This window comes from Desulfosporosinus paludis (assembly GCF_045689965.1).
Classification (GTDB): Bacteria; Bacillota; Desulfitobacteriia; order Desulfitobacteriales; family Desulfitobacteriaceae; genus Desulfosporosinus; species Desulfosporosinus paludis.
In genome coordinates this window covers 1,171,171-1,185,010 of record NZ_CP144211.1, presented here as the reverse complement: position 1 = coordinate 1,185,010, position 13,840 = coordinate 1,171,171, and the positions used below count along the sequence as shown (strand labels likewise).

18 protein-coding genes are annotated in these 13,840 nt (G+C 38.9%); 13 read left to right on the top strand and 5 right to left on the bottom strand.

Going from position 1 to position 13,840, the window contains the following annotated elements:
* Window positions 1-171: 171 nt before the first annotated feature.
* The 5 genes from VZF35_RS06030 to VZF35_RS06010 all read right to left on the bottom strand — a co-directional run bounded on the left by VZF35_RS06030 (window position 172) and on the right by VZF35_RS06010 (window position 3,868).
* Window positions 172-462, bottom strand: a complete 291-nt coding sequence (locus tag VZF35_RS06030; RefSeq protein ID WP_407311903.1) for a hypothetical protein — start codon at window positions 460-462, stop codon at window positions 172-174.
* 300 nt (window positions 463-762) lie between these two features.
* Window positions 763-888 (bottom strand): hypothetical protein, encoded by a 126-nt coding sequence (locus VZF35_RS06025; RefSeq protein ID WP_407311901.1) that lies wholly within the window; start codon window positions 886-888, stop codon window positions 763-765.
* A 691-nt stretch (window positions 889-1,579) separates the two neighbouring features.
* Complete coding sequence (locus VZF35_RS06020) at window positions 1,580-3,184, bottom strand: IS1182 family transposase (protein ID WP_407305670.1); 1,605 nt, start codon at window positions 3,182-3,184, stop codon at window positions 1,580-1,582.
* A 136-nt stretch (window positions 3,185-3,320) separates the two neighbouring features.
* The gene (locus tag VZF35_RS06015) at window positions 3,321-3,581 is read right to left on the bottom strand and encodes a hypothetical protein (RefSeq protein WP_407311899.1); all 261 of its coding nucleotides are present in this window, start codon (window positions 3,579-3,581) and stop codon (window positions 3,321-3,323) included.
* 26 nt (window positions 3,582-3,607) lie between these two features.
* Entirely contained in the window at window positions 3,608-3,868 is a 261-nt protein-coding gene (locus VZF35_RS06010) for a hypothetical protein (protein WP_407311897.1), read from the bottom strand.
* 231 nt (window positions 3,869-4,099) lie between these two features.
* Here VZF35_RS06010 and VZF35_RS06005 point away from each other — a divergent pair, with 231 nt between their 5' ends.
* From VZF35_RS06005 to VZF35_RS05945, 13 genes are all read left to right on the top strand, one after another.
* Window positions 4,100-4,267 (top strand): hypothetical protein, encoded by a 168-nt coding sequence (locus tag VZF35_RS06005; RefSeq protein ID WP_407311895.1) that lies wholly within the window; start codon window positions 4,100-4,102, stop codon window positions 4,265-4,267.
* Between the two features lie 203 nt (window positions 4,268-4,470).
* Window positions 4,471-4,908: a MarR family winged helix-turn-helix transcriptional regulator gene (locus VZF35_RS06000; protein WP_407311893.1), complete on the top strand. Its 438-nt coding sequence runs from the start codon at window positions 4,471-4,473 to the stop codon at window positions 4,906-4,908.
* Window positions 4,909-5,046: 138 nt separating this feature from the next.
* The gene (locus tag VZF35_RS05995) at window positions 5,047-6,189 is read left to right on the top strand and encodes an epoxyqueuosine reductase (RefSeq protein WP_407311891.1); all 1,143 of its coding nucleotides are present in this window, start codon (window positions 5,047-5,049) and stop codon (window positions 6,187-6,189) included.
* A 65-nt stretch (window positions 6,190-6,254) separates the two neighbouring features.
* On the top strand, window positions 6,255-6,896 hold the full coding sequence (locus VZF35_RS05990) for a lactate utilization protein (RefSeq protein WP_407311889.1): 642 nt from the start codon (window positions 6,255-6,257) through the stop codon (window positions 6,894-6,896).
* A 482-nt stretch (window positions 6,897-7,378) separates the two neighbouring features.
* On the top strand, window positions 7,379-7,912 hold the full coding sequence (locus VZF35_RS05985; protein WP_407311887.1) for an HTH domain-containing protein: 534 nt from the start codon (window positions 7,379-7,381) through the stop codon (window positions 7,910-7,912).
* On the top strand, window positions 7,912-8,499 hold the full coding sequence (locus VZF35_RS05980; protein WP_407314495.1) for a GrpB family protein: 588 nt from the start codon (window positions 7,912-7,914) through the stop codon (window positions 8,497-8,499). The genes VZF35_RS05985 and VZF35_RS05980 overlap by 1 nt, the downstream gene beginning before the upstream one ends.
* A gap of 141 nt (window positions 8,500-8,640) precedes the next feature.
* Complete coding sequence (locus tag VZF35_RS05975) at window positions 8,641-9,180, top strand: cysteine hydrolase family protein (RefSeq protein ID WP_407314493.1); 540 nt, start codon at window positions 8,641-8,643, stop codon at window positions 9,178-9,180.
* A 425-nt stretch (window positions 9,181-9,605) separates the two neighbouring features.
* Window positions 9,606-9,953 carry an NUDIX hydrolase gene (locus VZF35_RS05970; protein WP_407314491.1) on the top strand — a complete coding sequence of 116 codons (348 nt, stop codon included), beginning with the start codon at window positions 9,606-9,608 and terminating at the stop codon, window positions 9,951-9,953.
* A gap of 261 nt (window positions 9,954-10,214) precedes the next feature.
* The gene (locus VZF35_RS05965) at window positions 10,215-10,688 is read left to right on the top strand and encodes an SGNH/GDSL hydrolase family protein (RefSeq protein ID WP_407311886.1); all 474 of its coding nucleotides are present in this window, start codon (window positions 10,215-10,217) and stop codon (window positions 10,686-10,688) included.
* A 182-nt stretch (window positions 10,689-10,870) separates the two neighbouring features.
* Window positions 10,871-11,497, top strand: coding sequence for a CatB-related O-acetyltransferase (locus tag VZF35_RS05960; protein ID WP_407311884.1), 627 nt, complete (start codon window positions 10,871-10,873; stop codon window positions 11,495-11,497).
* A 95-nt stretch (window positions 11,498-11,592) separates the two neighbouring features.
* Window positions 11,593-11,904, top strand: a complete 312-nt coding sequence (locus VZF35_RS05955; RefSeq protein WP_407311882.1) for a hypothetical protein — start codon at window positions 11,593-11,595, stop codon at window positions 11,902-11,904.
* Window positions 11,905-12,464: 560 nt separating this feature from the next.
* Window positions 12,465-12,938: a GNAT family N-acetyltransferase gene (locus VZF35_RS05950; RefSeq protein ID WP_407311880.1), complete on the top strand. Its 474-nt coding sequence runs from the start codon at window positions 12,465-12,467 to the stop codon at window positions 12,936-12,938.
* 572 nt (window positions 12,939-13,510) lie between these two features.
* Entirely contained in the window at window positions 13,511-13,831 is a 321-nt protein-coding gene (locus tag VZF35_RS05945; protein ID WP_407311878.1) for a hypothetical protein, read from the top strand.
* The last annotated feature ends 9 nt before the right edge of the window (window positions 13,832-13,840 follow it).

Here is a 13,840-nt window from a genome sequence, read left to right as displayed (position 1 = left end):
CTATATTTTACTGGACATGGATAGGAGTGTAATTCGGGTTCAAACTTCCGTTAATACTTGTACGGTAGTAGCTTTTAGGAGCGAACTCCTGTAATTAGTCAGGCCGCCCGTTTGAAGTCAGGCGCTTTGTAAACCAGTTTTAGAGATTCCTAAATCGAAGGTCTATATATCTTAGTAATTTGGAATCATCCAAAACCTGATAAACTCTATAAGTTGTTTCCCTTCAGCCGTTAGTACTTTTCCTCTGCCATGACATTCTTTGCAGATAAAGAACATTGGCTCAGTTGGTTGATCTGGAGTGGCATTTTCTGAAGTGGTTAATTGATCCATAGTCTCTAAAGTTCGAAATGAATCTTTGAGACCGTCTAGTTTGGTCCAAAAATGGAACCACTGAGGATTCTCTGTCCTTCCGAGTCCAGAACATCTTGGGCATTGTTTATCAAGGACCTTTAGGTCAATCATGTCCATCCTCCGTTCACTGATAATTGCAATAATATTCTATTCAATGAAATAGGATAAAAAAATGAAATAATGTATTACTCTTATTTGTTATGATGGAATTAAAGTACATAATAATCAAAATTCTTAGGTATAATACCTCAATAAAATCGCTTGTCCTTTGCAATTGGCTCCCATCGGAATGGTGGAGGCCTTTTTTGCTAAACAATCGTTTCTTCTAATGGCCTTCGTATTTTGAGTACTTGGTATAAATATGAAACGGCTACCACCCTGAATGGGTGATAGCCGATATAGCAAAATACTTTAGAAAATAACGCCTAAAGCGATAAGAATCAAAATAGCAATAGCTATAATTCCTACACCAACGCCAACTCCCGGGCCTGTACCACCGCATACTCCGCCCATACCGCCATAACCCATTCCGTACATTAATAGTTCCTCCTTTCTAAATTAGAATACGATTCCTAGTGCGATAAGCAGAAGAATAATTACGACAACAACTGCAATTCCTTCAAAACTGAATTCGCGACGACGACGATCATCTACATCAATACCGCCGAATGCCATTTGCGTTACCTCCTTTACTAAGAGCTAGTACATAATATGTGTAATATGGACAATATGGCACAATATGGGGATGATACTTGCCGAGAATTGTAATATAAATACCTCTGAACTAGCACTCAGAAGTCGTTATTGGCATAATTTGGAATGTAACCAAAAAGGAGAGGGGGTTTCTAACAATGTATCATCATGTTCGCAAAGGTGAAACTCTGCATCATATAGCTAAACGTCATAGAACTCACGTTCATCATCTAATTGCTCTAAATCCACACATTCATAACCCGCATATGATTTATCCGGGCCAAAAAATTAGAGTTCGTTAATAGACCAGTCATTCCAGCTTCTATAAATCAAAGATAAGTACCATTAAAGGTTTGTAATACAACAAGGGAGTGTCGCAAAACTACTATTTTGAAGTAGCAAGCGATGCTCCCCATTTCTTTTTACTGTGGAAAATATTAAGTGGTTTGATTGCAATGCTCAATCTCTATTTTCTACTTAAATTTGTGTATAGCAAAATAAGCCTTCTAGATGAGACTGTTTTTTCGACCCCTTTTTAAGCCGTTTTTAATGGATGAAGGGGTTTACCAATTCGTTCATTCTGTATTTTAGCGTGAAGTTTATTCACGTTATACCCAAAACACAGCAGCATAAATTCAGTTTTTACACTGTTTTTACCTCGTGTCAAAAAGCGATTAAAGTTATAGTCATTTTTGAGTACCCCAAAGGCTCCTTCGACCTGTATGGATCGATTTACTCTGAGTAGTCTCCCTTTTTCGGTGGTAATGTTTCCGTACGATACCTGGCGTTTGGCCACAAACGTTTTAGATACTTGCATTCTTCGATTGCCTTTAGCTTTTGTACATTGACTTTTACAAGGACAATCACGGCAGTCTTCACATTCATAGATCGTGATTTCAGATCGGTAGCCCGTTGCCGATGTTCGATGGGTAATTCCCACTAGTTTGAGTTGTTTTCCGTTATGACAGGTGTATTCATCCATTTCTGCATTGTAAACCATGTTTTCTCGCTTGCTGATATCCTTTTTGAAGCGTTTCTTTTTCCATTGTTCATAGGTTTGCGGCTTTATGTAGCAGGTCTGCTTTTTCCCTTCGAGATAAAGATAATTCTCCTCACTCTCATAACCAGAGTCTGCAGTAACATTTTCATAATGGGCCTGTAGTTTAGATTCCAGCGTGTTTAAGAAAGGGATGAGTGTGGCTATGTCGTTACGATCCTGGAAAATCCCAACCCCTGTTACATATTCACTTTCCACGCCAATCTGAACATTGTAAGCCGGCTTTAACTGAGCGTTGCGCATATGGTCATCTTTCATATGCATGAAGGTCGCATCAGGATCGGTTTTGGAGTAGCTATTTCTTCCTTCGAAGAATTGGTGATGTCTGTTGTACTTTTCTTGACGGGTATAGAATTCCTTCAGGTCTTCTGTAAACTTTTGTAGCTCTGATTTCCGTTTTCCAATACCATGGACAAATTCAATCTGCTCTTGCTGACGTTTTTCTTCTAGGTAGGAGAGGGCCGCCTTAAGGTCCTTAAGTAACGTTTCTTTGGTTGCCTTGAAGTCCTTTAGATAGGTCAAATTGATCTCCTCAAGACAGGATTGAATTTTCAAGAACATTTTGGTCTCATTCTTAGTAACGACTTTCTTCCAGACAAACGTATAACGGTTAGCATTGGCTTCAATTTTTGTTCCATCGACAAAAAGGTTCTTAAACTCTACTTCCCCAAGCTTGTGTAAATACGTCACCATTTGGAAAAAGAGGTCTTCTATGGATTCCTTTAAATAGTTCTTCCGAAATCGAGCAAGGGTGCTGTGGTCTGGTGCCTTGCATCCTTCCAACAACCACATGAAGTTAATGTCTCTTTTACAAGCAACTTCAATCTTGCGGCTTGAGTAAATGTTGTTCATATAGGCATAGGCTACTACTTTGAACAGGATTTTGGGTTCGACTACAGGTTTTCTTCCAGTGGAAGAGTAGGCCTGATACAACGCTTCGTAATTCAATCCCTCCAAAATGTGGCTTAGCAGTCGAACTGAGTCATCCTCCGGTATTAACACATCAAAATTAAATGGTAGAACTAATTGATAGTGTCCACTTAATTCAGTATAATTTTTAGAGTGTAATTTGGTTGTTAGCATAACTCAAATTATACGACAACTGCGGGTTCTTTGGGACCTGCAGTTTTGTTTCTAGTAGGAAAAAAGGGGCGTTGCTTACGAACTATTTTAGTTCGTTTTGCAACGCCCCCTTTTCGCTACTTAATTAAATTCTGTGTCACTGCAAAGTCTTTTCCAATTCCTCTAAGCCACGATTCATAATTTGCTGAGTTGCATTGTTTTCAATCGCTTCTTTCTCATCCTCAGAGACATACCCAGAAAGAAAGTGCCCTCTATGTGTCGTGTAAAGACTGTCATAGACTTCATTCTTCTCGGCCAAACTCATCTTTCGAAACTGACGAGAAGCTTTAATTTGAACGATCGCCTCATTAAAGAGAGTAGCAAAATCAAACTCTCGACGGAAAGTGTAGTAATCCATCGTTTTTGCCCTCCTAGATTTAATTTTCAATTCATGGTTTTTCTTGTTTCCTGCCGTGCATGTTCCAACATTTCCTCTATTGCAGCCTTTTGAATTGCATTTTTTTCTTCGAATGAAAGACCTTTAGAAAGAAAATTCGTCTTGACTATGTTGTAATAGGCATCAAATAGTTTCTTTTTCTTTGTAATTTCCATTTTTCGAAACTGGCGATCATTTTTTATATGATCGATCATTTCAGGTAGGTTCGTTTGTAAATCAAGTTCTCGCCGAAAAATGTAGTCATCCATTGTTGAGTCCTCCTTGGTTACAATTTGGAAAGTGTTGCTTTGTTGGTAAATCAGTACAAGAGGAGAGTGGGGGTGAACTCGAATGAATTGGGTTCCCGATCAAGGAGTGATCGAAAATCGTAAGACAACCGACATGTTTTGGTAATTGATGCCCATCTGGAAGTCTGGTCCCATCAGGAAAGTAATCCCACATAGATAGAAAAAGACCAATAATGATAAAGAATATCATAATTGAAAACAAGATTTAACAGCTTAACTTTAGTGAAAGGCAAAGGCGGCGGCAACCGGAGTTATGCACAGGGCATAGGAACTGTTGTCGGTCAGTTAGATCATGCAATCCAAGATTCCAAGTTAATGGTTGTTGAAATGCTCCAAACTCTTACGAAAATGGGGAAATAGCCAGGAGGCTGTGAGCCACTCATTTTTCATACAAGGCATATAAAACTAATATCCTACAATATAGCAGCGTAAATAATAAGCAAGGATATACAGAAGGTAGGTTCAGAGGGTTAATTGACGTACCAGTCACAGTTTGATAAAATGTGTATATACACTGACGTTTAGCTTTACACAATAAAAATTAGCATTAAATGGTGGGAAGTATGGAAAAGAAAACAATTCTTAAACAACCAAGTTTATGTCATTGCACAAATATGCGGAGGTCTTCACGGGCCGTAACCCAGTTTTACGATGAAATGTTGAGACCAAGTGGTCTTAAAGTTACTCAATACTCGTTATTAAATCATTTAAGACGGCTTGGTCCTCTTACGATGAACGAACTCTCCAAAGTGATCCGGTTAGAACGTACAACGCTTGTTAGAAACCTTAAACCATTAGAGAAAATTGGTTTAGTTAAGATTACTGTTGAAAATCCATCACATGCCCGTTTAGTACATCTCACTGAGAAGGGCCTAAATTCCCTAGAAAAGGCTATTCCTTACTGGAATCAAGCGCAGAAGCATCTGAATGAGTTATTAACAAACGAAGAGATTCGTGTTTTTAAGGGAGTGCTCCAAAAATTAGAGTCAATAAGTCAGTGATCTTTTTTACCGTCTAGTGTGTATATACACATCAAAGGAAGGAGATGAAATTAGTACAACGGGCAGATCATACGGTCGTTCGAAAATGAGTTTGGCATTAAGTTATGTTGGGCCAATAAGTAAGAGGAGGAACAAGAGATGACATTAACTAACGATATAAAAGAATTTGCCTTAGACTTAGGTTATACCAAAGTAGGGATAACTACTGCTGAAAGTTTCTCGGATTATATTCATGAATTAAAATCCAGGGGTAGTAAATATGATTTTTATGTCCAAGATCCTCGTCAGCCATTGCAGGGCGCAGAGCCCCAGAAGCTCATGCCTTCGGCTAAATCTGTCATTTGTTTTGCTTGGGATTATGCGCAAAAATCTTTCCCTGAATCCCTTATTGGTAAAATTGGGCGAATTTATCAGGCAAGATGTTATAATGCACCTTCACATCGAATTAATGGAGCTCGTTATCAACTTATGAAGGATTTTTTGGTTAAAAACGGTTGTCAAATTGGCCAAGGGATATTTATTCCTGAACGATGGGCGGCAGCAAGGGCAGGTATAACAACTTTTGGTAAAAATAATTTTGCCTATGCAGAGGGAGTAGGATCTTTCGTCGTACTCAGTTCTATCGTAGTCGACGTCGAATTGGAATATGATGAGCCGACTTTGGAAATAAAGTGCCCCGAAGGGTGTACAGCATGTATCAAAGCGTGTCCAACACAAGCGATTTACGAACCCAATAAACTGAATCCCCGACGATGTATTGCCTTTAATGCTTGGTTCACTCAAGACGGGAAACCTGCTGGACTTACAAGCCATATCCCTCCTGAAATTCGAGAGAAAATGGGCACCCGTGTTCATGGATGTGATATCTGCCAAGAGGTATGTCCTCGCAATCAAGCAAAACTTAAGTCAAAACTTCCAGATGATGAGTTCCTGATAAAAGTGGCACAAGATTTTAGTCTCTCCAAGATGCTTAACATGACGGATGAGTTTTATTCTACAAGGATACAACCACTAATGTACAACTATATAAAAGATCGAAAATATTTTCAGCGCAATGCTGCCATAGCTCTTGGAAATCTCGGCGAACCATCTGCGATCCCTGACCTTGAGATTGCCTTGGATGATCCTGAAGAGTTAGTTAGAAGCTATGCTGCATGGGCATTAGGAAAGATTGGTGGAAGTACTGCAAAACAAATTCTTGAGAAAAATCATCAAAAGCAAACATCAGAGGCTGTTCAAAAAGAGATCGATGCAGCATTAGAGAAAATAATGGTTTGGTAAAGACAACACTTGATTTAAGTTTATGTTATTTAAAATTCAAATTCTTGAGAAGGAGAATTATTATTATGAGTGATTTAACAAAATGGCGTTCTGAAGTTATCGGGCAAAAAGTAGTTGATGCTCTAAACAGCAATCATTTCAATGCAAAGTACTTCGGCACACGACATGAGGCAATCGATTACGTTTTGCAACTCATCCCCACTGATTCCACGATTGGGGTGGGTGGCTCAAGGACAGTGCTTGATCTAGGTCTCTTGGATCTGTTAGAAAAACGTGGCCACAAGTTATTTGATCACAATCAAGAAGGATTAACACCAGAGGAAAGAATTGAACGACGTTATAAACAACTCACAAGCGATATATTTTTATCGGGTAGTAATGCTATTACCCAGACTGGTGAACTTGTGAATCGCGATGCATTCGGAAATCGTGTGGGAGCGATGATGTTTGGACCGAAAAAAGTTATTATTATAGTGGGTACCAATAAGATCGTCAAAGACGTTGAAGAAGCTAATAAACGTATCAAAACTTATGCTGCACCGATGAATAACAAAAAATATGATTTGCCGAACCCGTGTGTTAAGCTCGGTGAGTGCGTTGATTGCCAAAGTCCTCTACGAATCTGTAACATTACGACAGTAATAAGCAGACGTCCACCACTGACCGACATCCATATCGTCATACTGGGTGAGACTTTAGGATTTTAGAATTTTACTTTTTGAAGTGTAGAATTCCGATTAACTTTTTAGACAAAGGGTTACTAGCCCGACCTAAACATAAAGGTTGATGTTTATCTATCTAATACCAAAGCACTTGTAAGGAAAAATACAATAACTAAAACAAAGCCGTTGCAAGGACGGCATTGTTTTAGTTTGTAAAGATATATAACAATCTGACTACAACCCTTGGACAAATCCCTTCAACCACTGCCAATACTTATAGTCATGTACTGCGGAGGGGAAAGAGCATCGCAGCTCTGAAAGAAGGCTAAAAATATCGTCCTAATCTGGTGAACAATATCGAGATGCATTGATATATGCCAATTTAATATAAGTGACTCTATCATAACGTTGCTTGTTTCGTTGACGCCGAATAGGCGTTATTTTTGTGCAGATATTTGGAGGGATTTAGAAGTTTATGTAGAATTCTCGAAGCGACGAATTATGGAATCTGATTGGGAGGATTCACAATGACATTCTTGGAAATGGCTAAATTAACTCTCGAGAAAGCATGTGTTCCGTTAACCGTTGACGAGATTTGGAATAAGGGTTTAGAGTATGGCTTTGCCCAACAGGTAATGACAACTGGAAAAACGCCAGCGCGAACAATAGGGGCGCAATTGTACGTTAATATTAGGGATAATACAAAATCGGGTTTCTGTGCCGTCAGTAAGCGGCCGACGCGCTTTGCATTAACGGCTTGGGATAAAAAGGAACTTGAGTGTGAGCCAATTGAAGTTGAGGATAAGAAGACTTCGTATGTCTACCTAGAACGTGAACTGCATCAGATTCTTGCATATTTTGCTTATAACTATATGAACATATTGACTAGAACTATTAATGATAAAATATCCAAAGGCGGTCCTAAAGGTAAAAATGAGTGGATTCATCCTACAGTCTCAAACTCTCGATGGGCGAACAAAGGATATTTAGTTTGTGCCGAAATTGTCCACGGCTTAGGGACGCCGAAAATTCATAACAAGGAAGCGGATCAGATGCTTTGATGCAAGATGGTGACAGTTTCATACCCACGAGCGATGAACAACTTCAGAAAAACACGGTAGGAGAAATAAAACCGCACAACGCGCCCATCACTCTCGTCGAATACGACCCGCGATGGCCTGAACTATTCGAACGGGTGGCCGAACGGGTTCATTCTGTACTTGGTTGTAAGGTATTAAGAGTGGAGCACGTTGGTTCGACCTCGGTGCCGGGACTGTGTGCCAAGCCAATTATTGATATGCTGCTAGTTGTGGTGGATTCCGGCGATGAGTCGTCCTATGTACCATTATTGGAGGCAGCCGGTTTCACTCTACGGATTCGGGAGCCCGAATGGTTCGAGCACCGTATGTTCAATGGGCCTGACATTGACATAAACATCAACCTACACGTGTTCAGTGCGGGTGCTTCAGAGGTCGAAAGAATGTTGCGCTTCCGCGATTGGTTACGGGCTAACAAAATTGACCGTGATAACTACGCGCGGGTCAAGCGCAGCTTGGCTCAGCGTGTGTGGCGGCACGTGCAGAACTACGCAGATGCCAAAACTTCTATAATCCAAGAAATTAAGGGTCGAGCGAACGCAGCAGAGTAGTGTGCTAGATATCGCTGGACCTGCCGTTTTTACGTTCGTCCCACGTCGCTCGCACCCTGCTAAGCTCAAGAAGAAATAGCCGCCGCGAATAAAGGTTAGCTAGTGGTCGAAGTGGGTAATTTTTTAGAATGGAGAAAGAAAATGAGTAATATGGTTTTGTTAGTGGTAGATGTTCAGAATGCTTTGATTGATGCACATCCTTATAATGAGCAAAGAGTAATCGGAAATATAAGAAACCTAATCTTAACTGCAAGAGATAACCAAAGAGAAGTTCTGTTCGTACGGCATGATGATGGGAAGGGTACTGAACTTGAAAATGGGACCTATGGATGGCAGTTTTACGATAAAATATCACCTAATAGTAATGAATTAATCTTCGAAAAACATTACAATAGCGCTTTTCGCAGAACTGGTTTAAATGAATATTTGGATAAGAAGAATGTTGATACAATAATATTGGTGGGACTTCAAACAGAATATTGTATTGATGCTACTTGTAAAAGTGCTTTTGATCATGATTATAAAATAATTATACCTGAAGAAACAAATACAACATTTGATAATGATTATCTATCCGGTAAGAAACTTTATGAGTTTTATAACTATAAGATTTGGAATAAACGTTTCGCAGAAGTCATATCAGTTGAGGAAGTTAAAAGACTTTTAACCATGCCAACTTGAAGTTGCATTCTGAAACTTGTATCGCCCAAATCCAGTTGGCTTACCCAGCGCCCCGCTAAGCTCAAGGAGAAATAGCCGCATTGATAAAGGCTAGCTAGCAGTTGAGTGGCGAGTCAATTCACCCTGATTTCTTAAAGAAGGCCCTTTTCGAAGGTTGGTTGGGCGGGTTGAAAGAATACAAAGAGACATATAGATGTAAGTCACGCTGATAGATTACATATGAAGCCGCCGGGAGCGTTGGAGGATGGGATGCATTTTAATCCTTGGATTGGATATCTTACAGACCAAAACATTCATATAGTAAAGCGAATTAAACCAGAGAGGGAATAGGCTCTATGCTTAAGGTGAATTTTTACGAGTCAAATACAGTAGAAGATAGTCAACTTTTTTTCGCGGTTATCATGGCACGGCATGAAGGAAAATAGATATTTGTAAAGCACAAAGATAGAAGTACATGGGAAATCCCAGGTGGACATAAGGAAGTAAATGAAAATATAAATATTACTGCGTCAAGAGAATTATTTGAAGAAACTGGAGCCAAGGATTTTAGGATTATCCCAGTATCGTTTTATTCAGTTAACACTGGAGAAACAGTGACTTTTGGACAATTATTCTATGCTGATGTAAAATCTCTTGGAGAATTACCAGATTATGAAATAAGTGAGATTAGACTATTTGATAAAATGCCTGAAAGTCTAACATATCCTTTAATTCAGCCATATCTATTTAAGAAGATTGAAGAGTTCTGCGCAGGATTAAAAGAAACTGATTAGTATTCTCCTTTCATTATGTGGTCTTGCTGCTCCAAATTTTCGGATCACCCCGGCTCACAATCCGGTCACCGATACCGGCAGCTGGTTGACAGCTAATTGGCAACATTGAGTCACATCCCCAAAAAATAATCACGACAATAAGAGTTGGGGATGGGTTATAGAAGGGAGTAATGATTCAACTGAGAGATTAAAGATACGACTTCCAATGAACATATCATAAGAAACCAGGTCGTAATCAACAATATGGTATGGAGAAAGTTAATGGAGCAGAAAACAGTATTTGTCCTTGGTGATAGTATCTCGATACACTATAGCCCTTTTTTGAAGAATATGATTAGCAGTAAGTTTAAGTACCAACAAAAAGGGCTGGTTGGTGAAGCTCTTAAGGATTTGGATCAACCTAACGGGGCTAATGCTGGTGATAGTAATATGGTTCTGGAGTATTTAAGAGATGAAAATAAAAAAGGTATAAGCTATGATATTTTGCTCATCAATTGTGGTCTACATGATATAAGGGTAGACCGAAGCACTAATCGAATTCAAACCGAGAAAAAGCGGTATGAAGATAATTTAAACCAAATTTGCGAAGCCGCTTCGGAAATGTCACAAAGAGTGTTTTGGATCTCTACTACTCCAGTTGTTGATAGAATCCATTATGATCATGTACACTTTACAGAAGAAGTAAGGGCATTACAAGCCGCTTTTATTTCAGGATGTTTATTAAGTATTGGATAAGAAAGTAGATGTATTCGGAATACAATACCGGTCATATCCGGGGTTCGGACAAACATTCCGTCAAAATCTGGACTAATAGCCGAGTTACTATTCACCTCGTCTGGAGAGTTGGGGGGACTAATTCATGCTGCACATTTACCAGGAAAATGCGAAAGAGAAGCATTTACATTTCAGGGGGAATTATGAACAGTAAAAAAATATATCCACGAACTGGTGATAAAGAAACAATTTATTTAAAGCCTGCGATCACAAATTCTAATATTATAGTTGGGGATTATACTATGTACAATGATTTCATAAATGACCCAACTAAATTTGAAAACAACAATGTTTTATATCATTATTCTTTAAACAACGATAAATTAATTATTGGAAAATATTGTTCTATTGCTTGTGGAGCTAAATTTATGTTTACATCTGGAAATCATAGACTGAATTCTCTTTCAACCTACCCGTTTCCGCTATTTTATGAGGAATGGGGCTTAGATAGTGCCCAAATAACAGATGCCTGGGATAATAATGGTGATATCGTAATAGGAAATGATGTTTGGATTGGATATGAGGCAGTTATCATGCAAGGAGTCCATATAGGTGATGGTGCAATTGTAGGAACAAGAGCAGTTGTAACTAGGGACGTTCCTCCGTATACAATTGTTGGTGGAATACCAGCTAAAGAAATTAGAAAACGCTTCTCTCAAGATGTAATAGCAAAATTAATAGAATTGCAATGGTGGAATTGGGACGAACAAAAAGTTCAAAAGAATTTGCCTAATATTATGCGGGGAAATATCGGATCACTAGAAAACTAGGTACCGTCTAAAACGAATGAACATCTAAGGTTTGGAACTGGTATTTCTTAATAGAGTGAAATGCTTCCAAGGAATATGTTTGGAGTTGATTCGCCTTGATCGTTCATTTGGAACGTGGCTCGTATTTAATGGAATGGCTTAAACGTTTTATTGATACTGCTGTTCAGCGTGGCATAAATAAACTATATCTTCTTGAACATTCTCATCGATTTATTGAATTCAAGGGCATATATGATGATGGTAATTATGACAGTTATCTAAGTAAATGGTTGGAAACAAAAATGAACCATTATTTTTATACTGTATTTCAAGAAGCTCTCCCGATTTTATATCCAAGCATATCAAATCGGTGGTATTCCGTGACACTTCATCGAGAGTTAATAACTCCGCCATTTGAGCATTGCTAATTTCAAAAAATAACCGTCTTTATAAGACCTAGACAGGGGTCAAGGACTGGCCCTTCAAAAAGAGGGTCCCTTTCGAAGGTTGTTTGTAAAAATGTAGGCTTTAGAGTTGAATTAAAATTTTAGAACGGAAGAACTGTTATAATGGGTGGTAACCCGATTCAATTTGATTATTCTACCCTCTTTATCATTATATTTCCAATTGCGTTTTTTGCACTTATAACCTACTTAATAATTAATGCTGTGCGATATTTAAAACACAAAGGTGAAAATGATAAAGAAATGATACAGAAGATGGATGAGCTGATTAAGTTACATCGACAATCTAACAAACATCTTTAATAATAAAATACCTAAATTCACAGTCTGGCTCTTATTCCGGCCACACCAACAATAGCCAATCACCCAGCCACTTGCCTTACTAAGCTCAAGAAGAAATAACCGCCTTGATAAAGACTAGCCAGCTATCAAGTACCGAGTCTTGAGTGTGGGGCCAACGGAGGTGGGCCTTCTGACCGGAGAGTGTTAGTGGATGCTTTGCGATTAGCGAACATGGAGGTATTATGGTTAGATTTGAAAAGATGACCAAACGAGATTTTAATGATTATTTACCGAATGCGATTGCCAAGTACGCAAAAGAAAAAGCAAAAGCAGGGACTTGGCTTGAGAAAGAAGCACACAAGTTATCCAAAGAATCGTTTGAAACACTGTTGCCAAATGGTGTAAATACTGAAAACCACTACCTCTTTTCAATTATTGAACCTCGTAAGGAGATAAAGATTGGTTATTTGTGGTTTCAATGTTCTGAAAGTTTGGTAGCTAAAACGGCATTTATCAACGATTTCTATATTTTTGAGGAGTTCCGCGATAAAGGTTACGGGACACAATCCATGGAAGCGTTAGATGCAGTAGTGAGAAAACTTCAAATTAATAAGATTACACTACATGTATTTTCACATAATAAAAGAGCTATTGCTCTATACAAAAAGATTGGTTTTGAAGATACGGACTTAATTATGGCGAAATATATTCGTTAAAAAAACAGCCAAGAGCATTGGCGATGGGTCGAATATTTCGGCCTCATTTATACCCCCCAAATCGGCAGTATTCCGTAACACTTCATTAATTCCAAATTCTCCACACACTACCACGCGCCCCGCTAAGCTCAAGATGAAATAGCCACCTCGATAAAGCCAAGCCAGCAGTCGAGTGCCAAGTCTTGCGTGGTGCTGGAGGATTCACTTGTAATTATGGAGGAAGAAAATGAAATCAAAGAAAATTATAATTGGCTTGTTTGTGGTAATGCTTGCGATTGTAATTTATTCCTTGCTGTTTTTGCGATGGACAGGTAAATAACTTCACAAGGGAAAAGGGAAGGGACTGGGTATACAGATTCCGGTCACTTCCGAACTACTCAAATCGGCGGTATTCTGGGGTACATCTTCGATGGCTGATCCCCCACGCCACCTCGCGCCCCACTAATCTCAAGAAGAAAAAGCCGCCTGGATAAAGCCTTATTGCAATAAATCCTTATATTCGTCAGCGGCCTCCTCATAGGAGGTGGGCCTTGTACCCGGAGAGCGGTGGGTGGGGTGATTAACGGAGCGTTTTGGGATGCTCCTTTTTCTCAAATCCTACTGGTGAAGATGAAAACGCAATATTTAACACTATTGTCAAGAAAGATTTATATTTTAAATATCGAAATGAATTTAGGCTATACAGCCATTATATCAACTTGAACGAGGCGGAAAGATTTTATGTTGGAAATTTACACGACATTACAGAAGTATTTGAGACAAATGAACTGTTTTTTGGAAAAGAAATTGTTTTAAAAGTTGACTGGAATTATTGTGCTACTATCAATTTTGATAGAACTAACCGCGATAACATGGAACTTTGGATTTTTGCATTCAAGTATTCAAGTATTTAGGAGGAAAAA